General features: G+C 62.2%; 22 protein-coding genes. 12 read left to right on the plus strand and 10 right to left on the minus strand.

The window, feature by feature from the left end; all coding sequences use genetic code 11:
• Window positions 1-81: 81 nt before the first annotated feature.
• The 4 genes from AAGF34_RS08745 to AAGF34_RS08760 form a co-directional block, all read right to left on the minus strand.
• On the minus strand, window positions 82-2,442 hold the full coding sequence (locus AAGF34_RS08745) for an NADP-dependent malic enzyme (protein WP_342620225.1): 2,361 nt from the start codon (window positions 2,440-2,442) through the stop codon (window positions 82-84).
• 95 nt (window positions 2,443-2,537) lie between these two features.
• Entirely contained in the window at window positions 2,538-3,809 is a 1,272-nt protein-coding gene (locus AAGF34_RS08750; protein ID WP_342620226.1) for an FAD-dependent oxidoreductase, read from the minus strand.
• 2 nt (window positions 3,810-3,811) lie between these two features.
• The gene (locus AAGF34_RS08755) at window positions 3,812-3,976 is read right to left on the minus strand and encodes a rubredoxin (RefSeq protein WP_342620227.1); all 165 of its coding nucleotides are present in this window, start codon (window positions 3,974-3,976) and stop codon (window positions 3,812-3,814) included.
• A 51-nt stretch (window positions 3,977-4,027) separates the two neighbouring features.
• A complete protein-coding gene (locus AAGF34_RS08760; protein WP_342620228.1) occupies window positions 4,028-4,510 on the minus strand; it encodes a rubrerythrin family protein in 483 nt (160 codons plus the stop codon).
• Between the two features lie 167 nt (window positions 4,511-4,677).
• Here AAGF34_RS08760 and pip point away from each other — a divergent pair, with 167 nt between their 5' ends.
• Window positions 4,678-5,652, plus strand: a complete 975-nt coding sequence (pip, locus tag AAGF34_RS08765) for a prolyl aminopeptidase (RefSeq protein ID WP_342620229.1) — start codon at window positions 4,678-4,680, stop codon at window positions 5,650-5,652.
• Here the strand turns inward: pip and AAGF34_RS08770 are convergent.
• Complete coding sequence (locus tag AAGF34_RS08770; protein WP_342620230.1) at window positions 5,638-6,987, minus strand: glutamine synthetase family protein; 1,350 nt, start codon at window positions 6,985-6,987, stop codon at window positions 5,638-5,640. The genes pip and AAGF34_RS08770 overlap by 15 nt on opposite strands.
• Window positions 6,988-7,076: 89 nt before the next feature.
• On the opposite strand from AAGF34_RS08770, the gene gorA reads away from it, so the two are divergent.
• Together gorA and AAGF34_RS08780 are read left to right on the plus strand one after the other, a co-directional pair.
• Entirely contained in the window at window positions 7,077-8,441 is a 1,365-nt protein-coding gene (gene gorA / locus AAGF34_RS08775) for a glutathione-disulfide reductase (RefSeq protein WP_342620231.1), read from the plus strand.
• A gap of 31 nt (window positions 8,442-8,472) precedes the next feature.
• Entirely contained in the window at window positions 8,473-9,501 is a 1,029-nt protein-coding gene (locus AAGF34_RS08780) for a zinc-binding dehydrogenase (RefSeq protein WP_342620232.1), read from the plus strand.
• Window positions 9,502-9,522: 21 nt separating this feature from the next.
• Here the strand turns inward: AAGF34_RS08780 and AAGF34_RS08785 are convergent, their stop codons facing one another.
• Complete coding sequence (locus AAGF34_RS08785) at window positions 9,523-10,008, minus strand: Lrp/AsnC family transcriptional regulator (protein WP_342620233.1); 486 nt, start codon at window positions 10,006-10,008, stop codon at window positions 9,523-9,525.
• Between the two features lie 197 nt (window positions 10,009-10,205).
• On the opposite strand from AAGF34_RS08785, the gene AAGF34_RS08790 reads away from it, so the two are divergent.
• Together AAGF34_RS08790 and AAGF34_RS08795 are read left to right on the plus strand one after the other, a co-directional pair.
• Entirely contained in the window at window positions 10,206-11,870 is a 1,665-nt protein-coding gene (locus AAGF34_RS08790) for an NAD(P)/FAD-dependent oxidoreductase (protein WP_342620234.1), read from the plus strand.
• A complete protein-coding gene (locus AAGF34_RS08795; RefSeq protein ID WP_342620235.1) occupies window positions 11,870-12,718 on the plus strand; it encodes a carbon-nitrogen hydrolase family protein in 849 nt (282 codons plus the stop codon). Before AAGF34_RS08790 ends, AAGF34_RS08795 begins: the two co-directional genes overlap by 1 nt.
• Window positions 12,719-12,804: 86 nt before the next feature.
• Here the strand turns inward: AAGF34_RS08795 and AAGF34_RS08800 are convergent, their stop codons facing one another.
• Window positions 12,805-14,190, minus strand: a complete 1,386-nt coding sequence (locus AAGF34_RS08800) for an aminopeptidase P N-terminal domain-containing protein (RefSeq protein ID WP_342620236.1) — start codon at window positions 14,188-14,190, stop codon at window positions 12,805-12,807.
• Between the two features lie 13 nt (window positions 14,191-14,203).
• Window positions 14,204-14,959 (minus strand): nucleotidyltransferase family protein, encoded by a 756-nt coding sequence (locus tag AAGF34_RS08805; RefSeq protein ID WP_342620237.1) that lies wholly within the window; start codon window positions 14,957-14,959, stop codon window positions 14,204-14,206.
• Between the two features lie 151 nt (window positions 14,960-15,110).
• Between AAGF34_RS08805 and AAGF34_RS08810 the strand changes: the two genes are divergently transcribed.
• Genes AAGF34_RS08810 through AAGF34_RS08825 form a run of 4 tightly spaced genes read left to right on the plus strand, consistent with a single transcriptional unit; the run spans window position 15,111 to window position 20,006 of the window.
• Window positions 15,111-15,749, plus strand: a complete 639-nt coding sequence (locus AAGF34_RS08810; RefSeq protein WP_342620238.1) for a hypothetical protein — start codon at window positions 15,111-15,113, stop codon at window positions 15,747-15,749.
• A gap of 11 nt (window positions 15,750-15,760) precedes the next feature.
• Entirely contained in the window at window positions 15,761-16,921 is a 1,161-nt protein-coding gene (locus AAGF34_RS08815; RefSeq protein WP_342620239.1) for a two-component system response regulator, read from the plus strand.
• The gene (locus tag AAGF34_RS08820; protein WP_342620240.1) at window positions 16,918-19,227 is read left to right on the plus strand and encodes an NADP-dependent malic enzyme; all 2,310 of its coding nucleotides are present in this window, start codon (window positions 16,918-16,920) and stop codon (window positions 19,225-19,227) included. The genes AAGF34_RS08815 and AAGF34_RS08820 overlap by 4 nt, the downstream gene beginning before the upstream one ends.
• A gap of 38 nt (window positions 19,228-19,265) precedes the next feature.
• The gene (locus AAGF34_RS08825; RefSeq protein ID WP_342620241.1) at window positions 19,266-20,006 is read left to right on the plus strand and encodes a hypothetical protein; all 741 of its coding nucleotides are present in this window, start codon (window positions 19,266-19,268) and stop codon (window positions 20,004-20,006) included.
• Here AAGF34_RS08825 and AAGF34_RS08830 read toward each other — a convergent pair.
• Window positions 19,991-20,965, minus strand: coding sequence for an MYG1 family protein (locus AAGF34_RS08830; protein ID WP_342620242.1), 975 nt, complete (start codon window positions 20,963-20,965; stop codon window positions 19,991-19,993). The genes AAGF34_RS08825 and AAGF34_RS08830 overlap by 16 nt on opposite strands.
• An 86-nt stretch (window positions 20,966-21,051) precedes the next feature.
• Between AAGF34_RS08830 and AAGF34_RS08835 the strand changes: the two genes are divergently transcribed.
• The 3 genes from AAGF34_RS08835 (at window position 21,052) to AAGF34_RS08845 (ending at window position 25,028) form a co-directional block, all read left to right on the plus strand.
• On the plus strand, window positions 21,052-22,083 hold the full coding sequence (locus AAGF34_RS08835; RefSeq protein ID WP_342620243.1) for an SPFH domain-containing protein: 1,032 nt from the start codon (window positions 21,052-21,054) through the stop codon (window positions 22,081-22,083).
• Window positions 22,084-22,099: 16 nt separating this feature from the next.
• A complete protein-coding gene (locus AAGF34_RS08840) occupies window positions 22,100-23,632 on the plus strand; it encodes a DUF4178 domain-containing protein (protein ID WP_342620244.1) in 1,533 nt (510 codons plus the stop codon).
• A gap of 133 nt (window positions 23,633-23,765) precedes the next feature.
• Window positions 23,766-25,028, plus strand: a complete 1,263-nt coding sequence (locus tag AAGF34_RS08845; protein WP_342620245.1) for a D-alanyl-D-alanine carboxypeptidase family protein — start codon at window positions 23,766-23,768, stop codon at window positions 25,026-25,028.
• A gap of 648 nt (window positions 25,029-25,676) precedes the next feature.
• Here AAGF34_RS08845 and AAGF34_RS08850 read toward each other — a convergent pair.
• The gene (locus AAGF34_RS08850) at window positions 25,677-25,922 is read right to left on the minus strand and encodes a hypothetical protein (protein ID WP_342620246.1); all 246 of its coding nucleotides are present in this window, start codon (window positions 25,920-25,922) and stop codon (window positions 25,677-25,679) included.
• Window positions 25,923-25,926 lie beyond the last annotated feature (4 nt).

The following is a 25,926-nucleotide window of genomic DNA, read 5'->3' on the forward strand; positions in this document are numbered from 1 at the left end:
AAGCAAGGCCTTGCCCAGTTAAGAGGCAAGGCCTTTGGCTAATAAAAGTAAAGAAGTATGTACTAACTAAGCGTATAGGCCTTAGCGGACAGCATTTGCATCTGCGATGGTCAGCGCCGTCATATTTACGATGCGCCTTACCGTGGTGCTTGCAGTCAAAATATGCACCGGTTTGGCCGCTCCGAGCAAAACCGGCCCGATAGCGATGTTTCCGCCCGCCGCCGTCTTGAGCAGGTTGTATGCAATATTGGCCGCGTCGATATTGGGAAGCACCAGCAGATTGGCGTCGCCCTGCAGCGTGCTGCGGGGCATCAGTGCCTTGCGCGCATCGCCGTCCAAGGCCACGTCGCCATGCATTTCACCGTCCACCTCCAGCCAGGGCGCCTGCTGCTGCAGTAGAGCCAGCGTTTGGCGCATCTTGACCGCGCTGGGTTCATTGCTGCTGCCAAAGTTGGAGTGGCTCAAGAGTGCTGCCTTGGGCTTGATGCCAAAGCGCATCATTTCTTCTGCCGCCATCACGGTGATACGGGCCAATTCCTGGGCAGTGGGGTCGTAGTTGACGTGCGTATCCACCAGGAACACTTGGCGTCCGGGCAGCATGAGACCGTTCATGCAGGCATAGATGGCGCAGTCCCCGCCAGGCGCGCCCTTGGCATCGGTGCGATTGCCAATGACCTGGTCGATGTATTCCAGGTGGAGCGCCGTGCGCCCCCAGGTGCCGCAGATCAGGCCGTCCACGTCGCCCTTGTGCAGCAACATGGCGCCAATCAGACTCAGGCGGCGACGCATTTCAATCTTTGCCACCTGCACGGTAATGCCTTTGCGTTCCGTCATGCGGTGGTAGGTCTGCCAGAAGTCGCGATAACGGTGGTCCTGCTCCACATTCACCACGCTGTAGTCCACACCTTCCTTGAGGCGAAGACCGAACTTTTCAATGCGTTCGGCAATCACCGCTGGTCGGCCAATCAGGGTCGGCAGTGCAAGACCTTCATCCACCACGATCTGGGCGGCGCGCAGTACGCGCTCGTCTTCGCCCTCGGCATAGGCCACGCGCTTCTTGAGTGCCTTGCGGGCCGCATTGAAGATGGGCTTCATGGTGGTGCCGGAAGCGTAAACGAAGGTCTGCAATTTCTCGCGGTAGGCATCCAGGTCCGCAATCGGGCGCAAGGCCACACCGCTGTCGGCGGCAGCCTTGGCCACAGCCGGAGCGATCTTCATCATCAGACGCGGATCAAACGGCTTGGGGATCAGATATTCGGGGCCAAAGGCCAGTTGCTCACCGGCGTAGGCCGCCGCAACGACTTCGCTTTGTTCCGCCTGTGCCAGTTCGGCAATGGCATGGACTGCGGCAATTTCCATCTCCACCGTGATGGTGGATGCGCCTGCATCCAGCGCACCGCGGAAGATATAGGGGAAGCACAGGACATTGTTGACCTGGTTGGGGTAATCGGTGCGGCCCGTGGCCATGACGGCGTCGTCGCGCACGGCCTTGACTTCTTCCGGCAGGATTTCCGGCGTGGGGTTGGCCAGCGCAAAAATGAGTGGTTTAGCGGCCATGGACTTCACCATGTCTGCCTTGAGTACACCGCCGGCGGACAAGCCCAGGAACACGTCGGCGCCATTGATAATTTCGCGCAGCGTGCGCGCGTCGGTCTTTTGGGCGAAAAAGGCCTTGTCGTCATCCATCAGCTCGGTACGTCCTTCGTAGACCACGCCAGCCAGGTCGGTTACGTAGATGTTTTCGCGCGGAATGCCTAGCTTCACCAGCAGTCCCAGGCAGGCCAGGGCCGCCGCACCCGCACCGGAGGTGACCAGCTTGACCTTCTTGGGATCCTTACCAACCACTTTCAGACCGTTGAGGATGGCTGCACCTACGCAGATGGCAGTGCCGTGCTGGTCGTCATGGAACACCGGGATCTTCATGCGCTCGCGCAGCTTGCGTTCCACGTAGAAGCAGTCCGGCGCCTTGATATCTTCGAGGTTGATGCCGCCAAACGTAGGTTCCAGCGAGGCAATGATGTCGACTAGCTTGTCCAGGTCCTTCTTTTCGTCGATCTCGATGTCGAACACGTCGATGCCGGCGAACTTCTTGAACAGCACGCCCTTGCCTTCCATCACCGGCTTGGCAGCCAGCGGCCCGATATCACCCAGGCCCAGCACAGCCGTGCCGTTGGTGATCACGGCAACCAAGTTGCCGCGGCTGGTGTACTTGAAGGCGTTGTTGGGGTCCTTGACGATTTCTTCGCAAGGTGCGGCAACACCGGGTGAATAAGCCAGCGCCAAGTCGTGCTGGTTGACCAGTTGCTTGGTGGCTGCAATAGCGATTTTGCCGGGTGTGGGGAACTGGTGGTATTCCAGGGCAGCGCGGCGCAGTTCGGCGCGCTTATCGAGTGTGTTGGAGGAACTGGGGCTGTGAGAGCCGGCGGAGGAGTCCTGGGTCATTGTGCGTCCTTGTTCGTCGGGGCGGGCAAGAAAGGCGCGGGCCCCTGTGGGTGTCGGGCGATTGTAGACCTGTGCGGAAAGCGGTTTGATCCGGATCAGGGCGCCGCCTGCAATACCGTCTCCTGGGCTAGCTCCATGCGCCGCGCACCACTCTTGCCAGTCAGCACAAAGCCCCTCTGCACGCCTTGATCATCCAGGAAGCGCCAGGCGCCGGTCTCGCCACTGCCATCGGCCACCCAGCCGCCCGCCGTTTGCGGGTGCGGTGCGCACACCACGATGGGCAGCGCTGGCGTCTTGATGGAAACCGGCATCAGCGGAAACACCAGGTCGGTCGGCGTGCCGGCCAGCGTAGCGGCCAGCGCCTTGGCCGCACCCATGATGGGCATCACAAATGGCAATGTGCGTGCGCCAGCAGAGGCATATTGCGCGCCATCACCCAGCGCGTACACGCCGTCGACAGAGGTCTGTAGCTGTGCATCCACCACAATGCCGCGCTCGCAGGCGATGCCCGCGGCGCTGGCCAGATCGGTTTGCGCGCGCAGCCCGATGGCACTCAAAACGGTATCGACCCGCAATACGGACCCATTGGCCAGGCTAACGTCAAGGCGACCATCGGGCGCCTCATCCACGGTCCGCACCGTCGTGCCGAAGTGCCAATGCACGCCCAATGCCTGCAACGCGTCCTTGAGTTGCAGACCGGCTTGCTCAGGTAGTAGTGACGCGAGTGGCCGTGTCGATGGGTCTACCACCTGGACGCTATGGCCACCTAGTACCAAATCGTTGGCAAACTCACATCCGATCAGCCCGGCTCCAATGACCAACACGGTTTGGGGTTTGGGCAATCCGTCCTGGCCTGGTGCTGCAGAAGCGCCCTGCAGCTCCTTGTGGAAAAGCGCGAAGTCATCCAGTGAATTCACGCTGCGCACACGCTCTGCCGCTTTGCCCTGCAGCGGTGCGCGAATCGGTTGGGCGCCGGTGGCCAATACCAGTCGTCCAAAACGCAGGGTCTGCACACCGTGCGGCGACCGCAGGGTCAAGGTGCGCGACTTGGTTTCGATGGCTTGCACCGTGCTGAAGGCGAGCAGCGTGACGTTCAACGTCTCGGCCATCTTGGCGGCGGGCGTGGTGACCATCTGATGGGGCGCCCGCTTTTGCGCCATCGCGTTGGAAAGCGATGGCTTGGCATAAAAGTCACCGCTGTCCGCAGTGACCACCACAACCGGCGTTGCGGTATCAAGCTTGCGGAACTCGCGCACGGTAGTCCAGCCGGCCAAACCGGCACCGATCACCACCAGAGGGGCGACCACCACTTCCGCTGCAGGTTGCGCAGAGGTTACCGGGACGGGGGTGCGCGGCTCCATGGTCATGCTCAGATCTCCGTGACTTCGAAGTCGGCCTTGGCCACGCCACAGTCCGGGCAGGCCCAGCTGTCGGGAACATCAGCCCACAAGGTGCCGGGCGCAATGCCGTCTTCGGGGCGGCCCGCCTGTTCGTCGTACACAAAGCCGCAAACGATGCAGATATAGGTTTTCATGGAGTTCAGTCTTTCAAAGTTTAAACGTGGATGGAATAGGGGGCTGGAAACTCAGGCGCTCACCTTGGCAAGCTGAGCCTTGTAGTGGTTGGCATGACGCTCTTCTACCTTGGCCAATGCGGCAAAGCGCTTCTGGGCCTTTTCCAGCGTGGCCTTGAACTGGGCTGCGTGGACCTTGCTTTCTTCAATCTGCTCGTCCATTTCGGTCACGGCTGCGGCGTTGCCCTCGGCTTCGGCGGTCTTGCGGAAGGTGGGGTACATCTCGGTGTACTCGTAGGTTTCACCGTCAATGGCTATCTGCAGTGCCTTGGCCGGGGTCATGGTCGCCTTGGGGTAGAGCAGGTCCAAGTGGCCGAAGGCGTGCATCACTTCCTGGTCAGCGGTCTCTTCAAAGGTGCGGGCCGTCTCTTCATCACCGGCTTCGCGCGCCAGCTTGGCAAAGTAGCGGTACTTGATATGCGCCATCGACTCACCGGCAAAAGCCGCTTCGAGGTTGGCAATGGTCTTGATTTCCGGGCGTTGTGCTTGGGACATGGTCAGCTCCTTGGGGTTTGGATGAATCGGTAGAAGGCTTCTATCAACTTGTGGTCAAGTTTAGCTTTTAACTAAAAATAGGGCAATCGATTGTTCCTATTTGATTAATAGAAACAATCGTCGGACGGCTGCACAATGGGCATCCACCGCAATTTCCGTTCCCAGCCATGACCAACTCTGCCGATCAACCCACCCTGTTTCCCCCTTTGCAACCCCATGGCAGCGGCATGTTGGCAGTGGATGAGATCCACACCCTGTACTGGGAGGAATGCGGCAACCCGAACGGAGTGCCGGTACTGTTCCTGCATGGTGGACCGGGCGCCGGGCTCTCGCCCAAGCACCGCCAGTTTTTCGACCCGGCCTATTACCGCATCGTGCTGTTTGACCAGCGTGGCGCCGGGCAATCCACGCCATTGGGCGAGACCCGCAACAACACCACGCAACTGCTGATTGCCGACATCGAGCGCATCCGCGAGATGCTGGGCGTGCAGCAGTGGCTGGTGTTCGGCGGTTCCTGGGGCTCCACTCTGGCACTGGCCTATGGGCAGGCGCACTCCGAGCGCTGCAGCGGCTTCATCCTGCGTGGCATCTTTCTCTGCACGCCCGCCGAGGTGGACTGGTTTCTCAACGGTATCCGCTGGTTCTTCCCCGATGCGCACGAGCGTTTTGTGGCGCCGATTGCCGAGGCGGACCGCGGTGACCTGTTGCCCGCCTTCTGCAAAAAGCTGTTTGGAGATGACCGCGCTGCGGGAGTGGCCGCTGCGCAAGCCTGGGGCCGCTATGAAGGCAGCACCATCAACTTGCTGCCCAACCCGACGGTGGAGGAGGAGTTCGGCTCCGAGTCGGTCGCCTTGGGGGTGGGCCGTCTGGAAGCGCACTACTTCACGCACGGTGCCTTCCTGTCGGAAGACCAGCTCATCCGCAATGTAGACCGCATCCGCCATCTGCCCTGCATCATCGTGCAGGGGCGCTATGACGTGATCTGCCCGCCGCTCTCAGCCTGGCGGCTGCACCAGGCTTGGCCTGAGGCTGGTTTCCACATCGTCCCTGACGCGGGGCACGGTGCGTTTGAACCCGGCATCAGCCGGCTGCTGGTGCGTGCCACCGAGCAGTTCAAGCACGGCAACCTAGACCTGCGGTAGCAGGAAGCGCCGCTCCCAGGCGCTGATCTCGTGCAAATAGCTGTCGTATTCCACCGCCTTTACCGCACAGTAGCCGGTGACAAAAGCGTCGCCCAGCAGGGCGCGCGCCGACGCACTGTTTGACATGCGCTCATGCGCGGGCAGGAAGCTGCGCTCCAGTCCGTGGGATTTGCCCAAAGCGTTGCTGCCTTCTTCCAGCGGCGCTGAGGGATGCAGCTTTTCGTTTATGCCAGCCAGACCGGCTGCCAGCGAGGCGGCAATGGCCAGATACGGGTTGGCATCCGCGCCGGCAATGCGGTTTTCCACCCGGCGTGCGGCCGGGCCACTCTTGGGAATGCGCAGGCCGGCGGTGCGGTTGTCATAGCCCCAGGCCAGGTTGACGGGCGCCTGCGTGCCGGCGATGAAGCGGCGGTAGGAATTCACGAAGGGCGCGAACACCAGCATCAGGTCCGGGCCGTAGGTTTGCAGCCCCGCAATGAAGTGTCCAAAGGCTGCCGTCTCGCTGCCGTCTTCCGCACTGAAGATATTGCGCCCGGCACTGTCCACCACGCTCTGGTGCAGGTGCATGGAGCTGCCCTGGTCACCGGCAATCGGCTTGGCCATAAACACGGCATTGAGCCCGTGCTGGATGGCAATTTCCTTGGCCGCGTACTTGAACAAAAAGGCTTGGTCGGCCACCGCCAGCGGGTCGCCGTGCATCAGGTTGATCTCGTACTGGCTGGTGCCCACTTCATGGATCCAGGTGTCGGCCTGGATGCCCAGGCCCTCCAGGGCCTTGCGGAATGCGTCCCAGAACGGGGCCAGCTCGTTGAGCATGTTCATGCTGAAGGCCGACTGGCCGGCTTCGGCACGGCCATTGCGCGCCTGCGGCGGTGTCAGGGGCACGGCCGGGTCCATACACGGTGCGGTCAGGTAGAACTCGATCTCAGGCGCCACCACGGGCGTGAGGCCCTGTGCGGTGTAGCGCGCCACCACGGTTTCCAGCAGCGAGCGCGCCGAAAATGCGCAGGGCTCGCCATTGAGTTCCACACAGTCGTGGATGGTAAAGGCGCGTGGAACGCTGGACCAGGGCGACAGCTTGAGCGTGCGGTAGTCCGGCACCAGGCGCACGTCGGGGTCGGCATCCGGGAAGATCGGGTCGTAGGAGTAGTCGCCGGTTACGCACTGCATGGGAATGGCCTGCGCGATACGCAACTCATTGCCTGCAGCAAAGCTGTGTGCGGGCATGAGCTTGCCGCGCGGATAGCCCGACACGTCCGGAAAAATGCACTCGACATCGCGGATGCCGTGTTGGTCGAAAAAGGCCTGCAGTTCGGCGCGGTTGTTGTGGGTCATGGTGAAATGCGAAGGGATGGGGACATCAGTCTCCAAGCCATTCTCGCGCAAGCGCTTGGGCCCCGAAGGGTCCACTTGGGGTGAAACACATGCAGCAATTTGACTTGGTCGTGATCGGTGGCGGCTCCGGTGGCGTGCGGGCGGCGCGCATTGCCGCGGGCCACGGTGCCAAAGTGGCACTGGTAGAGGAGTACCGCCTGGGCGGCACTTGCGTGATCCGTGGCTGCGTGCCCAAGAAACTCATGGTGTATGCCTCGCGCTTTGCCCAGGAGTTCGAAGAAGCGCACGGCTTTGGCTGGACCGTAGGCCAGAGCCACTTCGACTGGGCCACACTCAAGGCCAACCGCGACCGCGAAGTGGCCCGCCTGGAAAGCGTGTACCGCAGCAACCTGTTGGCGGCCGGTGTCACCCTCTTCGACAGCCGTGCCGTGCTGCAGGAGTCGCATGTGGTGCGCCTCACCGATGGAACGCTGCTGCAGGGCAAGACTATTCTGGTGGCCACCGGCGCCAGGCCGGAAACGGGCCCGGCCATACCAGGTTTGGAGCTGAGCATCGACTCCAACGGCTTTTTCGAACTGGAACAACTACCCAAGCAGGTGGTGGTCCAGGGCGCAGGCTACATTGCTCTGGAGCTGGCCTGTGTGCTGCGCCGGCTGGGATCAGAGGTCAGCGTGGTGCTGCGAGGGGAACAGATCCTGCGCGGCTTTGATGACGAGTTGCGCGCACACCTGTCCAACGAGCTCGCCGCCATCGGTATCCGCTTTCTGTTCGGTCGTACCTTCGCTGCAATCAGCCGCCAGGGCGCGGGACTGCAGGTCACACTGGACGACGGGCAGACACTGGATGCCGACTGCGTGTTGCGTGCTGTCGGGCGTACGCCCAACACCGCCGGACTGGGTCTGCAGGAAGCCGGCGTGGCACTGGATGCCAAGGGCGCGGTGCGGGTGGAGGGGCTTTCCCAAACCTCGGTGCCGCACATCCATGCGGTGGGGGATGTCACCAACCGCGTCAACCTCACGCCCATGGCCATCCGCGAAGGCCATGCTTTTGCCGACACCGTGTTCGGCAAGACGCCGCGCGGCGTGGACCACACGCTGATTCCCAGCGCCGTGTTCACCACGCCGGAGGCCGGTGTGGTGGGACTGACCGAAGCACAGGCACTGCAACAGTATCCGCATCTGGATGTGTACCGCACCACCTTCCGGCCGATGAAGGCCACGCTGTCGGGCCACGCATCCCGCGTCTTCATGAAGCTGCTGGTGGACCGCGATACCGACCGCGTGCTGGGCTTCCATGCGGTAGGACCGGATTCGGGCGAGCTGGCGCAATTGGTGGGTGTGACGCTGCAACTGGGTGCCACCAAGAGCGCCTTTGATGCCACGCTGGCGGTACACCCTACGGCGGCGGAAGAGCTGGTGACCATGCGTACGGCCACCGTGCGGCACAACCTGTAGACGTCGCAGACAAACCAGGCTCCCCCTCAGCATGTCCACCCGTTCCAGCGATCACCTGCCTGCTTCCATGATGGCCATGGTCACCGTTGGTCAGGGCGGATACGACCAGTTGGTCTACCGAGAAGTACCTGTGCCGACACTGCAGGCCGGCGAAGTGCTGCTGCAGGTACTGGCCGCAGGAATCAACAACACCGATATCAATACCCGCGTGGGCTGGTACGGAGCGGGCTGGAATAGCGCCACACCCTTCCCCTTGATCCAGGGTGCCGATTGTTGTGGCCGCGTGGTGGCCATGGCGCCGGATGTGATCAGCCAGGTGCCAGGTCAGCGCGTGCTGGTGCGCAGCTGCATGCGCACCGCAGGCTTTGGCTCCATGGACACGCGCTGGCTGGGCACCGACTTTGACGGAGCCTTCGCTCAATACGTGAAAGTGCCGGCCACTGAAGTCTTCGCCGTTCATTCCGATTGGACGGATGCGGAACTGGCCTCTCTGCCCTGCGCCTGGGGCACCGCGGAAAACATGCTGGAGCGCGCGCACCTGGGGGTGGATGAACAGGTCTGGGTCACCGGCGCCTCCGGCGGAGTGGGTTCGGCAGCTGTGCAACTGGCCAAGCGCCGCGGCGCGGTGGTCACCGCCATCACCAGCCGCGACAAGCGTGAACAGGTCGCCGCGCTGGGTGCCGACAACGTGCTGTGCCGCGAGGACGGCGCTGCCGCCTTTGCCCAACTGCAGGCCCCCGACCTGGTGGTGGACAACGTCGTTGGCTCGGGCTTTGCCGCGCTGCTGAAGGCGTTGCGCCGGGGCGGTCGCTACGTGACATCCGGTGCCATTGCCGGCGCCGACGTGGCGCTGGACATGCGATCGCTCTACTTGCGCGACATCACCCTGATCGGCTCCACCGCTTGGGACGAGGCGGTGTTTCCCAACCTGGTCGGCTATGTGGAGCGCAATGAAATCCGTCCAGTGGTAGCTGCCACCTTCGCCTTGCAGGACATGGCGCTAGCGCAGCAGGCGTTTCTGGAGAAACGCCACACCGGCAATCTGGTGCTGATTCCCTGAGGCCGCCTGGACACCCTCTACCTAGTCGGGTCGATCCAATTTGGTGGACAACAAAATGGTCGAGAATGCCGTCGCAACGCCTTTGATGGCGCGCACCTTGTCCATCAGGGCGTCCAACTCCTGCGTGGACTCCGTCGTCAACAGTGCGCAGTAATCGTAGCGGCCACTCACCGTATACAGCTTGGTGATTTCGTGTCGCCTCGAGAGCGCACGCACCACCTCGGACTCATGCCTGGAGTCGATGGTGATCAGCACCATGGCCCGTATGCCGGGTGTTGCGCGCGGAACGGTCACGCTCACGGTGTAGCCGGAAATCACGCCTGCATCTTCCAGTGCCTTGATGCGCAATTGCGCCGTGCTGCGTGCACAGCCCAGGGCCTTGGCCAACTTGATGACTGGCAAGCGCGCATTCACCTTCAGCAACTCAATGATCTGGCGATCCAGAGAATCCAGTGGGGGCAAATCAGGAGCGGTTGGAGACATGCGTTTGGAAGACGTCGATTTCATCGGACCATTGTGAGATGACAGGGGGTCATCAGTCAATATGACTGATGATGAATCAATATGCCTGATTTGGCGACAGTGCATCAGTCATATTGGATGTTTCCAACGGCTGGGTACCTCCCTAAACTCAAGTTCAAGGCGGAGCTTGCGCATGCGATGCCAGGCCCAGTCGTTCACCTACATCCCAACAAGTATTGCCCATGCCTATTGATACCCCCAAGCCCGTCACGCAGTTCGGTCCGGACTTTCCATTCGCATTTGATGACTGGATTTCCCATCCGGCAGGGCTTGGCCAAATACCCGCCGCTCGGTATGGCCAAGAGGTTGCCATCGTGGGTGCAGGGATGGCGGGCATGGTGGCTGCCTATGAACTGATGAAACTGGGCCTCAAACCCGTCATATACGAGGCCTCGCGAATGGGCGGCAGGCTGCGGTCCCAGCGTTTTGAAGGCACGCACGATGTGGTGGCTGAATTGGGCGGCATGCGCTTTCCGTTATCGGGGACGGCCTTCTTTCATTACGTCCACACACTCGGCCTGAAGACACGACCCTTCCCCAACCCGCTCACACCGGCGTCGGGCAGCACGGTCATCGACCTGGAGGGAAATACGCACTATGCCGAGTCGCTCCAGGACCTGCCGCCCTTGTTTCAAGAGGTAGCGAATGCCTGGGCCGAGGCACTGGAGACCGATGCCCGCTTCAGCGACATGCAGCGCGCCATACGGGAACGTGATGTCCCTGCCCTCAAGGCACTATGGAACGTGTTGGTGCCACTCTGGGATGACCGCACTTTTTACGACTTCGTGGCCACCTCCAGTGCCTTCTCCAAGCTCAGTTTTGCGCACCGGGAGGTGTTCGGGCAGGTGGGGTTCGGCACCGGCGGATGGGACTCCGATTTCCCCAACTCCATGCTGGAGATCTTGCGTGTGGTTATCACCAGCTGCGACGACAACCAGCACCTGATTGTGGGCGGCTCCGAGCAGGTGCCCCATGGCCTGTGGCGCCACGCTCCTGAACGATTGGTCCACTGGCCTCTGGGCACCACGCTGGAACGCCTGCATGCTGGAGCGACGCGCCCCGGTGTGACCGGGATCGTGCGAGACAGCGACGGCCAACTGGTGGTAACAGACACCTGGGGCACCCAACGGCGCTACGCCGCTGTACTGACTACCTGCCAAAGCTGGTTGCTGACGACGCAGATTGCGTGCGATGAGGCGTTGTTCTCGCAAAAAATGTGGATGGCACTGGACCGTACCCGCTATATGCAATCAAGCAAAACGTTTGTGATGGTGGACCGTCCGTTCTGGAAAGACAAGGATCCGCAAACCGGGCGTGACGTCATGAGCATGACTCTGACCGATCGCCTCACACGCGGCACTTATCTGTTTGACAACGGCCCTGACAAGCCCGGTGTCATATGCCTCTCCTACGCATGGATGGGTGACGCCCTGAAGATGCTGCCGCAATCAGTGGACAAGCGTGTTCGTCTGGCGCTCAAGGCCCTGAAGCAAATCTACCCGAAAGTGGATATCGCCAGCCACATCATTGGTGATCCCATCTGTGTCTCCTGGGAGGCAGATCCCCATTTTCTGGGGGCCTTCAAAGGGGCGCTGCCGGGTCACTACCGCTACAACCAGCGCATGTATTCGCACTTCATGCAGGACCAATTCCCCGAAGCGCAGAAGGGCATCTTCATTGCGGGTGACGACGTGTCCTGGACGCCTGCCTGGGTGGAGGGCGCGGTGCAGACCTCACTCAATGCCGTGTGGGGTATCCTGCACCACCTGGGCGGCAGCACGCACCCGGTAAACCCAGGCCCGGGCGATGTGTTCGACGCCATCGGACCATTGAAACTGGAAGACTGATGAGCGCCGCTGAACTCCCCGACCAAGTACGCAGTCCGCTCACGCTGGCCGTGTACCAGTGCCAGTCCCGACCGCTGGACGTTGCTGCCAACCTGGAGCGCATGGAACGCGTTGCTGGGCAGGCGCGCACGCGCGGTGCCGAAGTGGTGCTGTTTCCCGAGATGTTTGTCACGGGCTACAGCATTGGCGCCAGCGCGGTTCGGGCCTTGGCGCAGAGCTCGGAAGGCGCCTATCGCCACGCCGTGGCGCAGATTGCCCGCTCGGTCGGCATTGCCATCGTATTTGGATATCCCGAGCGCGATTCGACCGACCGTGTATTCAATGCCGCACAGTGGATTGATGGCAAGGGTGAGGTGGTCCTGAACTATCGAAAGACGCATCTGTACGGAGCACTGGATCGCAGCCAGTTCAGCGCAGGTGTGGCTGACCCATCGAACCTCCAGCTGGGGGAGCTCAACGGCTGGAAAATGGGTTTGCTGATTTGCTATGACATCGAGTTCCCCGAGAACACGCGCCGCCTGGCGTTGGCGGGTGCGGACTGCGTCCTGGTGCCAACCGCAAACATGGACCGCTACGACTTTGTGCCCGACACCCTGGTGCCCACGCGGGCCTTTGAAAACCAGATGGTTGTGGCGTACGCCAACTACTGTGGGCCTGAAGGGAGCTTGCGCTACGGCGGACTCAGTTCCATTGTCGATGCTTTGGGCCGGCCACTAGCCAAGGCAAAACGGGATGAAACGCTGCTCGTCGCGGTACTACAACCCGCCGAGCTGAACGACGCGAGACTTCAACAAACGCATCTGCAAGAGATGCGCGCATACATGCTTGGGTCCGCGATGAACCAGTAGACGGGCCGTGCGGGCACGGCCTGGTCAGCTTGGGCAAACTACTGATGCCCGTCCGGTTTGTTGCGATTGATGGGGGCGCTGGATCCTCAGTCGCGCATCAGCGCCTCGATGGCGTCCGCGTCCACTGGCACGCCGCGGCTGATCAGCTCGCAACCGTCTGCGGTCACGATGGCATCGTCCTCGATGCGGATGCCGATGTTGTGGAACTGCTCCGGCACGCCTTCGGCTGGGCGCACATAGATGCCCGGCTCTATGGTCAGCACCATCCCGGGCTGGAGGATGCGCGCCGGGCGGTTGATGATGGTCTCGCCGGTGAGCGCATCCTTGCGCTCGGTCTTCTGCCCGATCTCCGAGGGCTCGGTGTACGGGCCGCAGTCGTGCACGTCCATGCCCAGCCAATGGCCGGTGCGGTGCATGTAGAACTGGAAGTAGGCGCGCTTTTCAATCACGTCGTCCAGTGTTCCCACCTTGTTCCTGTCCAGTAGCCCCAGATCCAGCATGCCCTGGGCCAGCACCTTCACCGTGGCTTCGTGCGGGTCGGTAAAGCGTGCACCCGCATGGGTTGCCGCAATGGCAGCCTCCTGCGAGGCGTGCACCAGGTCATAGAGCGCACGCTGCGGACCGCTGAACTTGCCGTTGGCCGGGAAGGTGCGGGTGATGTCGGAGGCGTAGCCATTGAGCTCGCAACCCGCGTCGATCAGCACCAGCTCGCCGTCGCGCACCAGTCCGGCGTCGGCTCGGTAATGCAGCACGCAGGCATTGGCACCTGCGGCCACGATGGACTCGTATGCCGGGTATTGCGCGCCCTGCGTGCGAAAGGCGTGCAGCAGCTCTGCATCCAGGTGGTATTCGCGCACCTCCTTGCCTGCGCGCAGCATGCGCGCACACGTCTGCATGGCGCGCACATGGGCCTGTGCGCTGATCTGGCCGGCACGGCGCATGGTGTCCTGCTCGCTGGCGTCCTTGACCAGGCGCATCTCGTCGAGCGGGCCGCACAGGTCACGCTGCTGTTCCGGTGCCAGGGTGCCGTAGCGTACCCGGGCGCGCAAGGTGCCCAGCCAGCCGTCCACGCGCGACTCCAGACCCTTGTGGGTAGCGAATGGGAACCACACTGCATCACAGCCATCCAGCAGGGCAGGCATGCGGGTGTCGAGCTCGGTGACCGAATAGGCCGCATCCACCCCCAGGGTTTGTGGTGCCGCGTCAGGGCCGACGCGGAAGCCGTCCCAGATCTCGCGCTCCAGATCCTTGGGTTGGCAGAACAGGGTGGTGTGGCCGTTGGCCTTGATCACCAGCCAGGCCTTGGGTTCGCGAAAGCCGCTCAGGTAGTAGAAGTAGCTGTCATGGCGGAACTGGAAGTCGGAGTCGCGGTTGCGTTGCTGTTCGGGCGCGGTGGGCAGTATGGCCACGCCATGGGGGCCCATGTGCTGGGCCAGGGCGGCGCGTCGTGCTTGGTAGAGGGCGGTATTCATTGCGGATTCCAGATCAGTTGTTGAGCAGGGCCAGGCGCTGAGGCGTGCCTACGTCGGTCCAGGCGCCAGTGTAGAGCGCGGCACTCACCCTTTGCTGGTCCATGGCCAATCGCAGCAGTGGTGCCAGGGCTGCATGTGTACCTGCCGGATTGCCCGGCGGTACGTCGCACCAGGGCTGCAGGAACAGCTCCTTGCGGTACAACCCGATGGTCGAGAAGGTGTAGCGCGGCATGCCCGTGTCCTTGGGTATGTTGAGCGCCAGCCCGCTGGCTGGGTCCAGACCAAAGTCGCCCGCCGGGTTGTGCTCCGGGTTGGGCACCAGCCAGATGTGCGCCAGTTTGTCGCTGCGCAAAAAGGCCTGTACATCGTCCCGACTGAACACGAAGTCGGGTGCAAACACGTCGGCGGCCATGGCCCAGAACGCGTCGCCCAGCAGCGGCAGGGAACGGCAGATGCCGCCTGCGGTTTCCAGCGCACCGCCAAAGTCCAGGCCCTCGCGTGAATAGCGCAGTTGCATGGACCCGGTGGCCGGAGGATGTGCAAAGGTGTTGCCGAAGCGGGCCTCGATCTGCTCGCCCAGCCAGGCGGTGTTGATCACTCCGTTGTGGAATCCGGCTTGCAGCAGTGCCTCCATGCGCCACTGCAGCAACGGCTTGCCGCGCACGGTCAGCAGGGGTTTGGGCGTGCGGTCGGTCAAGGGACGCATGCGTTCACCGCGTCCGGCGGCCAGCAGCATCACAGGGATATCAAGGGTGATTTCAGAAGGCATTTAGGCGTGTTGCAAGAGCAAAAGAGTAAACAAACGTAAGCAAGACCATGATTTGTATCGTAGAAGCACCAATCCGGGTCATATATGGCTTGCTATGCGTACGCGGCCCGCTATATTGGCAGATGGACGCATGCTGTATCGGGAGACAGTTGTGAAAATAGACCATAAATTAAAGAACCGCATCCGCTTCAATCAGTTGGACGCCGATGCCCGTGACCGTTTGCGTCGTATCTACCACCTCACCTCCGCAGCTGCAGCCCTGCAGATTGTGCAGTCCGGCTTCATCTGGAGCGACGCGCCCGACCTGTGTCCCAATTTTTCGCCCAATTCCAGCAGCAAGCCGGTGATCAAGGCCGCACCTGAAATCTGGCTGGGATTCCGGTTTTCCGGCCCGGCCCATCTGGTGTCGGAAGATACCGAGGCCTCCAGCTATGCGCCGCAGTCCATGTACGTGCACCTGTACGAGTGGCCCGATATGTTTGGGCTGCAAGGCATGCGGGTGGCCCGCATACGCATCTCGTCGCCCACTGCCGCCGGTCTGGAGTGCATAGGCTTTCAGGCAACACCCGCCTTCATGGAAAAGTGCAAGACCGACATTGCATCCACCTTGCTGCTCACGCGCCTGAAACGCCTGACGGCCCTGTCGCGCAGCGTGCAGGTGCCCGCCAACGCGGCCGAGCGCGCGGCCACGTTGGCCGCATTTCCGGTGCCACAATTCAGCGCCATGGATATCTACCAGATGCGTTTTCAGCTGTGGCGCAGGCGCCTGCTCAAGCGGTTCCAGAAATAGCCGCGGCACCTATGGAACAAGAGGAGGAACTGGCTTCATTACCCATGATTCTGGTGGTGGATGACTCGCCGGACTTTCTGATTCTGATGCATGGTCTGTTGCGCGACCGATACCGGGTCAAGGTGGCCAGTGACGGTGAGCGTGGCTTGGCTGTGGCGCGCCAGTCACCGGCGCCTGACCTGATCCTGCTGGACGTCTCCATGCCTGGCCTGGACGGCTATGCGGTCTGCCAGCAGCTCAAGCAGGACCCCGCCACGCGGGACATACCGGTGATCTTTCTGACCTCCCGCAGCGAGGTGCAGGACGAAGAAAAGGGCTTTGCCCTGGGCGCAGTGGACTACATCACCAAGCCCGTGAGTCCGGTGGTGGCACTGGCCCGGCTGCGCACGCATCTGGCCATCAAGACCAGTACCGACTATCTGCGTGACAAGAATGCGCTGCTGGAAGAGGAAGTGTCGCGGCGCACGCGCGAAATCAATGCCATCCAGGACGTGACCATTCTGGCCATGGCCTCCATGGCCGAGGCCCGCGATGTAGACACGGGCAACCATGTGCGGCGGGTGCAGCACTATGTGCGCGCCCTGGCCTGGAAGCTCTCCAGCCATCCGCGCTTTCGCGACTACCTCACCGTGCCCACCATCTCCATGCTGTTCAAATCCACGCCGCTGCACGACATTGGAAAGGCCGGCATACCGGATCGCATTCTGCTCAAGCGCGGGCGCCTCACCCCGGAAGAGTTCGAGGTCATGAAGACCCACACCACCCTGGGGCGCGATGCCATCGCCCATGCGGAAGCGGCACTGGGTGTGGACGTGCCGTTCTTCACCATGGCCAAGGAGATTGCCTACTCGCACCAGGAAAAGTGGGATGGCACGGGTTACCCGCAAGGTCTGGCAGGAGACCGCATCCCCATCCCTGCGCGTCTGATGTCGGTGGCTGACGTGTACGACGCGCTCATCAGCCGCCGCGTGTACAAGGAGCCGATGCCGCATGCCGACGCGGTGCAGGTGATACAGGGCGCCAGCGGTCAGCATTTCGATCCGGACGTGGTCGAGGCGTTCATGCAGATCCATCAGCAGCTGTATGCCATCGCTCTCACTTACGCCGATAGCCATAGTGACCTTGAGCGCAAGGCACAATACCTAAAAATCAGTCTGGAGACACCCCCATGAACAACGATATCTCTCCCGCCGAGCAGGCGCTACGCGACGCCGCCCGCGAATACCATCGCACCCCCACGCGCGGCAAGATTTCCGTCAACGCCACCAAGCCGCTGCAGAACCAGCGCGATCTCTCGCTGGCCTACTCACCGGGTGTAGCCTATCCGTGTCTGGACATCCAGGCGGACCCGAGCCTGGCCTACGAGTACACCAGCCGCGGCAACCTGGTGGCCGTCATCACCAACGGCACGGCGGTGCTGGGGCTGGGGGACATCGGCCCGCTGGCGGGCAAGCCGGTGATGGAAGGCAAGGGCTGCCTGTTCAAGAAGTTTGCCGGGATCGATGTGTTCGACATCGAGTTGGCCGAGCGCGACCCCGACAAGCTGGTGGACATCATTGCCGCCATGGAGCCCACGCTGGGCGGCGTCAACCTGGAAGACATCAAGGCGCCCGAGTGCTTCTACATCGAGCAGAAATTGCGCGAGCGCATGAACATCCCGGTGTTCCATGACGACCAGCACGGCACCGCCATCATCTCCAGCGCCGCCCTGCTCAACGGGCTGGAGCTGGTGGGCAAGGACATTGCCAAGGTGCGCGTAGCCGTCTCTGGCGCGGGCGCAGCGGCCCTGGCCTGCCTGGATGTGATGGTGGGCTTGGGCGTGCGGCGCGAGAACGTCTACGTGTGCGACTCCAAGGGCGTCATCTACGAGGGCCGCCCCGGCGGCTACGACGAGTCCAAGGCGCGCGTGGCACAGAAGACCGAGCTGCGCACCCTGGCCGACGTGGTCAACGGCGCCGACGTGTTCCTGGGCTGCTCCACCGCCGGTGTGCTGACGCAGGCCATGGTCAAGACCATGGCCGACAAGCCCATCATCCTGGCGCTGGCCAACCCGGAGCCCGAAATCCGCCCCGAGCTGGCCAAGGAAGTGCGCCCGGACTGCATCATCGCCACGGGTCGCTCCGACTACCCCAACCAGGTCAACAATGTCCTGTGCTTCCCCTACATCTTCCGTGGCGCGCTGGACTGCGGCGCCACCAAGATCACCGAGGCCATGAAGCTGGCCTGCGTGCGCCAGATCGCCGATCTTGCCAAGGCCGACATCAGCGAGGAAGTGGCCACAGCCTACGCCGGCAAGGAGCTGGTGTTCGGCTCCGACTACCTCATCCCCACACCCTTTGACTCGCGCCTGATCCTGCGCATCGCACCCGCCGTTGCGGCCGCTGCAGCGGAGTCTGGCGTGGCCACCCGTCCGATAGAGGACATGGAGGCCTACCGCCAGCAGCTATCGCGCTTTGTCTACCAGACCGGCATGTTCATGCGCCCGGTCTTCACCGCCGCCAAGAGCGTGCCCATGGAGGCCAAACGTGTGGCCTATGCCGAGGGCGAAGACGAGCGCGTGCTGCGCGCCGTGCAAGTGGTGGTGGACGAAGGCCTGGCCAAGCCGATTCTGGTGGGCCGCCCGGCCGTCATCGAGGCGCGCGTCAAGAAGGCGGGCCTGCGCATCCGCATGGGAGCGGACTTCGAGGTGGTGAACCCCGAGGACGATCCGCGCTTCAAGCAGTACTGGGAAACCTACCACCGCATCATGGGCCGCAACGGCGTCTCCATGGAGGCGGCCAAGGCCGCAGTGCGCCGCTCCAGCACCACCATTGCCTCACTCATGGTCAAGCTGGGCGATGCCGACGCCATGCTGTGCGGCCTGGTGGGCCGCTTTGACACCCACCTGGACCATGTGCGCGACGTCATCGGCATGCGCCCCGACGCCACCAGCATGGCCGCCCTGAACGCTCTCATGATGGAGCACCGCACGCTCTTCATTGCCGACACCTTTGTCAACGAAGACCCGGACGCCCAGCAACTGGCTGAGATCGCCCTCATGGCCGCAGAAGAAGTGCAGCGCTTCGGCCTGCCGCCCAAGGTGGCCTTTCTGTCGCACTCCATGTATGGCAGCTCCAAACGCAAGTCCGCCGTCAAGATGCGCCAAGCCTTTGAGCTGTTCAGCAAGATGGCGCCGCATATCCCCTGCGATGGCGAGCTGCATGGGGACGCCGCACTGAGTGAAGAGATGCGCAACAACGTGCTGATGGACGGCAAACTTCAAGGCGAGGCCAATATCCTGATCTGCCCCAACCTGGATGCCGCCAACATCCTGTTCAACGTGCTCAAGATGGTGGGCGGCCATGGCGTGACCGTAGGCCCCATCCTGCTGGGTGCAGCCGGCCCCGCCCACGTGCTGACGCCCTCGGCGACGGTACGCCGTGTGGTCAACATGACGGCACTGGCTGCCGCACACTCGGTCCTGAAGGCGGGCAGCTGATTGACTGGCCATGCGCCTTGCATAACGGGGATGACGCCTTGAGCACGCTGCAGGCCGAGCTGGCGCGCCTGTACGGGCAAGCGTCCGAGCCGCGGGCGGATGCCGCTGGCATGGTGGATGTCAGTGGACAGGTGCGTGCTTTGGTTCTGGAACTGGCCAGGCCGGCCGACTGGACGGCCTTGTCCGCCGTATGGCGCGGCGTACAGGCGGACCTGGATCTGCCGGCACCTGCCATTGCGGTCAACGGGAATGATGGCTACCAACTGTGGTTTTCACTGGCCGACCCGGTCACGGTGGCCGATGCCCATACCTTTCTGGAGGCGCTGCGCAAACGCTATCTGGATGCCGTGCCGGTAGCGCGTATCAGCTTGTTTCCCGCCATGGATGAAGGTGTGGGGACCTTGCGCCAGGCCCCACCGGTGCCGGCCCAACAGCCGCAGACCGGGCACTGGTCCGCCTTTCTTGCACCCGATCTGGCATCCATCTTTGTCGAGGAACCCTGGCTGGAACGCGAACCCAGCCAGGAAGCGCAGGCCGGTGTGCTCGCAGGTCTCCAAAGCATCAAACCTGCCGAATTCCGCAGCGTGTTGCAGCAGTTGAGGTCCGTAAGCGCCGTCGCCGCGCCAGTTGCGTCCAGCACCATGGCACCGGCTTCTTCAACCCAGGCCGGAAATTTGCAGCCCCGGCAGTTTCTGCTGGATGTGATGAACAACCCAGGCGTGGAACTGCATTTGCGCATCGAGGCCGCAAAGGCCTTGCTGCCTTACTGCTCCGACTGAAGCGCCAGTTCGGCCAGCCGGATGGTGCCTTCCAGGCTGCGGGCGCCACCGATGAACAGGTTGAGGTGACAGAACACGCTGTCTTCCACGCCGGTGACTGCGGCCAGCTCCGCATCGCGCAGGCCGGCCCAACTGGCAGGCAAGTCCTTGCGGGAAGTAAATGAGCCATGCGCGACGGGTGTTGTCTTCAACTGGTACTGCCGTCCGTCGGAGTCGGGGTAGATGACAAACAACACCTCGGGCATTTCTTCCACGACCACGCGCGTCCATGGCATGCCGCCTTCCTGCAAATGCAGCACCCGACCGTCGAACAATCGGGGTGACTGGCGCACGATGTCCATGGAACGCAGCTGCGAAATTTGCTTGAGGATGGCGCGGTCCAGGAAGCGGGTGGTGATGGCCACCGCTTCGCGAAAGCGCTCTTCCTGCAGGCTGGCCTTGGCGTCCACGTCCAGACCGGCTTCTTCCATCCAGTTGGAGTTGAGCTGGGCAATCAGCGCCGACAGCCCGAAGATGCCGGGCGCCACGTCGCCCTGGCCAGTGTCCACAATGTCCAGGTACTGCACCAGGGCGTTGTCAATGGAGTGGGTGATGTCCGCGATTGCCTGGGCATCCGCCTGCCAGCCGGTGCGCGCGGCAAAGGCGCGCACGTAATCGGCGCCATGCGCGGACCACACCAGGCCTGCGCTGGCATAGCCCACACCGGGAACCCCCGCACCGTCTACCAGGCGTGCCGGGCGGGCACCTTCAAAACCACGCTGGTGGTGGTCAAAGCGGCCGCTGCCCGCATCCCACAGGCCGCCCACATCGACGGCGAAGTCGGCGGCTTCAATCAGGGCGCCATTGCGCGTGCGGACCAGGGTATGGGCGGGGAAGACGCCCATCAGGACGGCGACGCCGAAGACGTCGTCGGCGTGAAAGCTGCCGTTGTGTGTGGCAATGGTTCTGTGTTGGGTCATGGCTTGATTATCAAGGAGCCAGACGTTTTATGGGCTTGTGCGAGTGGCTAGTATCATGGCCTCACTTGCCACCTCAGGAGCGCACCATGGGTTTGCTGGACTTCATCAAGAAACAGTTTATTGACGTCATTCAATGGACCGAAGAGTCCGATGGCACTTTGGCCTGGCGCTTCCCCATGGAAGACATGGAAATCCAGAACGGCGGTGTGCTGGTGGTGCGCGAGTCGCAGATGGCGCTGTTCGTGAACGAAGGCAAGGTGGCCGACGTATTCGGCCCCGGTACGCACAAGCTCACCACACAGACGCTGCCACTGCTGACCAACCTCAAGAACTGGGACAAGCTGTTCGATTCCCCGTTCAAGAGCGATGTGTATTTCTTCAGCACGCGCCAGCAGATCGACCAAAAGTGGGGTACCCCGCAGCCCATCACCATCCGCGATGCGGACTTCGGCGCGGTGCGGCTGCGTGCCTTTGGCAACTTCAACTATCGCATTGCACAGCCAGCCCTGTTCTACACCGAAATTTCCGGCACCCGCAGCAGCTACGGTGTGGATGAAGTGGACGGCCAGTTGCGCGGTCTGGTGTTGCAAAACATCAGTGCTGCCATCGCTGGCAGCGGCGTGGCATTCCTGGATCTGGCGGCGAATCAGGTGGCGTTTGCGCAGGCGCTGACCCAGCAGCTTGCGCCCGAGTTCGAAAAAATCGGTCTCAAGCTCGAGGGTATGACGGTGCAGAGCGTGTCCCTGCCCGAAGAGCTGCAAAAGGTGCTGGACCAGAAGATCGGCATGGGCATGGTCGGTGGCGACATGGGCAAGTTCATGCAGTACCAGACGGCGCAGGCCATTCCAAAGTTTGCCGAGGGCGCAGGCCATGGCGGCGGCGTGGCAGGGGACGCCATGGGGCTGGGTGCCGGTGTGGCCCTGGGCCAGGTGCTGGCGCAGAACCTGCAGGCCGGTTTGCAGGCTGCACCTGCGGGCGCGCAAGCCGCTGTTGCGGGCGTGAAGCCCGACGAGGTCATGGCCACACTGGAAAAGCTCGCCGACCTCAAGGCCAAGGGCATCCTCACCCAGGAAGAGTTTGACGCCAAGAAGGCCGAACTGCTCAAGAAACTGGTCTAGCCCTTTGTAGCAGGGAGTGGCCACCGACAACCTTCAGCGCAGCTATCGGGCGCCCTGCCCGGGGTGTGGCGCGCCAGTCGATTTCCGCAGCGCCCAGTCCACCCATGCCATTTGCGCGTATTGCCGCAGCATGGTGGTGCGTGATGGCGAGGTGCTCAAGCGCATCGGCAAGATGGCCGAGCTGTTCGACGACCACAGCCCATTGCAACTGCAAACCTCCGGGACCTGGAACGGCAACGGCTTCACCCTGGTGGGCCGGCTGCAATACAAGTACGACGAAGGCACCTGGACCGAGTGGCATGCGCTGTTGGCCGACGGCAGCAGCGCCTTTCTGAGCGAAGACAACGGCGCCTATGTATTCGGCACCGACCTGCCGACTCCGCGCGAAATACCCGCGCCAGAAACTTTCCGCGTAGGCGCCACCACGGCCATCAATGGCAAGTCGTATGCCGTAGCCTCCAACCAGCAGGCGGTGTTCATGGCGGCACAGGGCGAGCTGCCGCACCTGCCCGAGCTGGGCCGCCCATTTGCCCTGGTGGAGTTGCGCAGCCAGAGCGGCGAAGTGCGCGACGCGGGCGAGGTGCTCAGCATCGATTACAGCCGCACACCGCCGGCCCTGAGTGCGGGCAGTGCGGTGTTGCTGGAAGACCTCAAGCTCTCGGGCCTGCGGGATGAGCAGACCAAAGAGGAAAGCGGGCGGGCCTTCAATTGCCCCAACTGTGGTGCCACTCTGACCCTGCAGCTGTCCACCACCCAGAGCATGACCTGCGGCTCCTGCCACAGCATCATCGATGTCTCCCAAGGTCTAGGCGGCGAGCTGCGCCACGCCACGCAGGATGAGCCGGTACAACCGCTCATCGCGCTGGGCAGCACCGGCACCCTGCAGGGGGTGGAGTGGCAGGTGGTGGGTTTTCAGCACCGCATGGGCATGGACCCGGCCGACACCAGCGAACAATTCGGCTGGGAGGAGTACCTGCTCTACAACCGCAAGCGTGGGTTCACCTTTCTGGTGGACAGCACGGAGGGCTGGAGCGTGGTCAAACCCGCCACCGGCGCACCCGTGGTCAGCAGCAACGGCCAGAGCGCAAGCTACCTGGGCACGCGCTACCAGCTCAAGGAAAGCTACAGCGCCGAAACCAACTACGTGGTGGGCGAGTTCTATTGGCAGGTGCACCGCGGCCAGCGCACCAGCAACCGCGACTACGCCAGTGGCAGAAGCATTCTTTCCATGGAGCAGTCGCCCCAGGAGCTGACCTGGTCGGTGGGTTCCATGGTCTCCAGCGACACGGTGACCCAGGCCTTCAAGCTGCAGGACCGCAAGGAACTGCTGCAACGCAGTGACGTCAAACCCTTTGCTGCCAGCGGCGCGTTCTGGATGCGCCCGGACTTCTGGGTGTTCGTTGTCATCGTGCTCATCATGCTGTCCATCGCCACCTGCTCGAACGACTGCGACCCGAATACGCAGGACTGCTCCAGCTCATCCTCCAACTATGGGCGCACTTCGGGTGGGTCGTTTGGCGGGTTCTCCACCGGTGGTGGGCATAAGTAGCCATGTACGGCAGAGGTTTTCGCAGAATGCCTCGAAATATGTGTAACAAACTTCGGCCCACCCTGATTGGCCGCATTGCCCGAGAGAAAATCGGCACCGATACGCGACAATCGGTGCTCTGCCTGAAATCACAATGCAAACCAAAACTTTCCCCATTCTCCCCATCGTCTTTGCAATCGCTGCTGCCACCCTGATTCCCGGTACTGCCTCCTTCGCAGCCAGCCACCACGCAACCAAGTCCAAGCCCGTTGCCAAACCTGCAGCCGCAAAGAAGGCCGCTGCTGCCGATAGCGGCTTGCCCCCGCTCGCCGCCCAGACCACTCTGGCAGCCAATCCACCCGAGCTGCCCGCCAAGGCATGGCTGCTGATGGACTTCGACTCCGGTGAGGTGCTTGCTGCGGCCAACCCCGACGAACCCCTGCCACCGGCCTCGCTGACCAAGATGATGACCAGCTACCTGGTCGAGCAGGCGCTGCGCTCCGGCAAGCTCAAGCAGACGGATCTGGTCTCGGTCAGTGAGAACGCCTGGTGCCGCGGCTCCAGTACCGAGTCGTGCATGTACCTGCCGCTGAACAGCCAGGCCACGGTGATCGACATCCTGCGCGGCATCATCATCCAGTCGGGCAATGACGCATCCAAGGCAATCGCCGAGCACATGGCCGGTACCGAAGAAGGCTTTGCCAAGCTGATGAATGCCGAAGCCCAGCGCCTGGGCATGACGCACACGCATTTCGTGAACCCCACGGGCCTGCCCGACCCGGCGCACAAGTCGTCGGCGCGTGACCTCGCCATCCTGGCGCGCGCCATCATCCGCGATAGCGTTGACTACTACCCGATCTACGCAGAGCGGGATTTCAAGTACAACGGCATCAAGCAGGGCAACCGCAATGCCCTGCTCTACACCGACCCTACGGTTGACGGACTGAAGACCGGTCACACCGAAGATGCCGGTTACTGCCTGGTCACTTCCTCCAAGCGCAACGGAATGCGCCTGATCACGGTCATTCTCAATACCCACAGCGCCCAGGCACGGGCCGACGAAACGCGCGCGCTGCTCGGTTGGGGCTTCAGCAGCTTTGAGAAGGTCACGCCGATTCAGCCGAACACGGTGGTCGCAACGGCCAAGGTCAGCTTCGGCAAGGCAGACACGGTAGCCGCCGGACTGGGCGAACCCTGGATGCTGACCGTGCCACGCGGACAGCAGGTGCAGACCTCGGTAGAGGTCAAGCCGGGCCTGGAGGCTCCGGTGGCCAAGGGCGCCGTCATCGGCAAGGTGATTGCAACCTCGAACGGCAAGCCAGTAGGCGAAGCGCCGCTCGTTGCACAGGCTGAAGTGGAGCGCTCAGGCCTGCTGCTGCGCGCCTGGCAGCACGTGACCAAGCTTTTCGGAAAGTAAGCGCCGACAGGCCTACTTTCCTCCGAACAAATCCTTCAACCGTTCCAGCAGATCCAGGTCAATCGGCTTGGCTGCTGTGTTGCCCTGGAACTCGTCATAGACCCAGTCGCCCTGCACCTGTGACACGCCTGTGGGTTGGGGTATTTGGTTGGGGTATTTGATAGGGGGGGCGCCCTTGAGCAAGAAAGCATTCAGGGCGACAAGATGTCGATCAATGAAACGATTTGGTTCGGTGCGCCGCCGAACATTCTTTGCATCTCCGCATTCATTCAAGAAGTCTCGCGCCCCCCGGTTTTCCGTGCCGTGTAAATAAAAAAGCCACCGATTGATCCAAGGTTTTTCTTTAGAAACTGTCGGAAGGTTTGGGTGCAGCTGCTACAGGGAATTCGCTCGGAGACAAGCGTAAGAAACCCCGGCGTATTGTTCCGCTGCTGGATTTTTTCGGACGAAATCAGAAGATGAAGGTAGTTCACGACAAGGTGTTCAGAGTCATGACGACGGTCATCACCTTCGCTGCACTTTGTCTGAAAGATGGGATTGAACTCATGCGTCCACTCGAATAGCGTCCATTCTTGTCCTCCGAGTCTGCGTTGATCTGGGAATCCGGTTGCGTGTACCTTGAAGGAGAGACTCTGGGCAATCCACGCTCTATGTCATGTTGTCACAGGTCAAAGCGACCTTTGCCAGATTGCCTTGCAGCACGGAGCCCTTCGCGACATCAAGCAAGCGCGGTGCATGGTGGCCTGCTCTTGCCGTGCCGTTGTGAGGCTTTTCCGAACCGTTCAACGTCGCACCGACAGCGCTGTGCAATGTGTATTCCGCGTTCTTTCCAACGATCAACAGATGGCTAACTGCATTAGCGAGAACATCAGGATTACGCGGCTTGGGGCCCATGGCA

Source organism: Rhodoferax sp. GW822-FHT02A01 (assembly GCF_038784515.1).
In the GTDB taxonomy this organism is placed as follows: Bacteria; Pseudomonadota; Gammaproteobacteria; order Burkholderiales; family Burkholderiaceae_C; genus Allorhodoferax.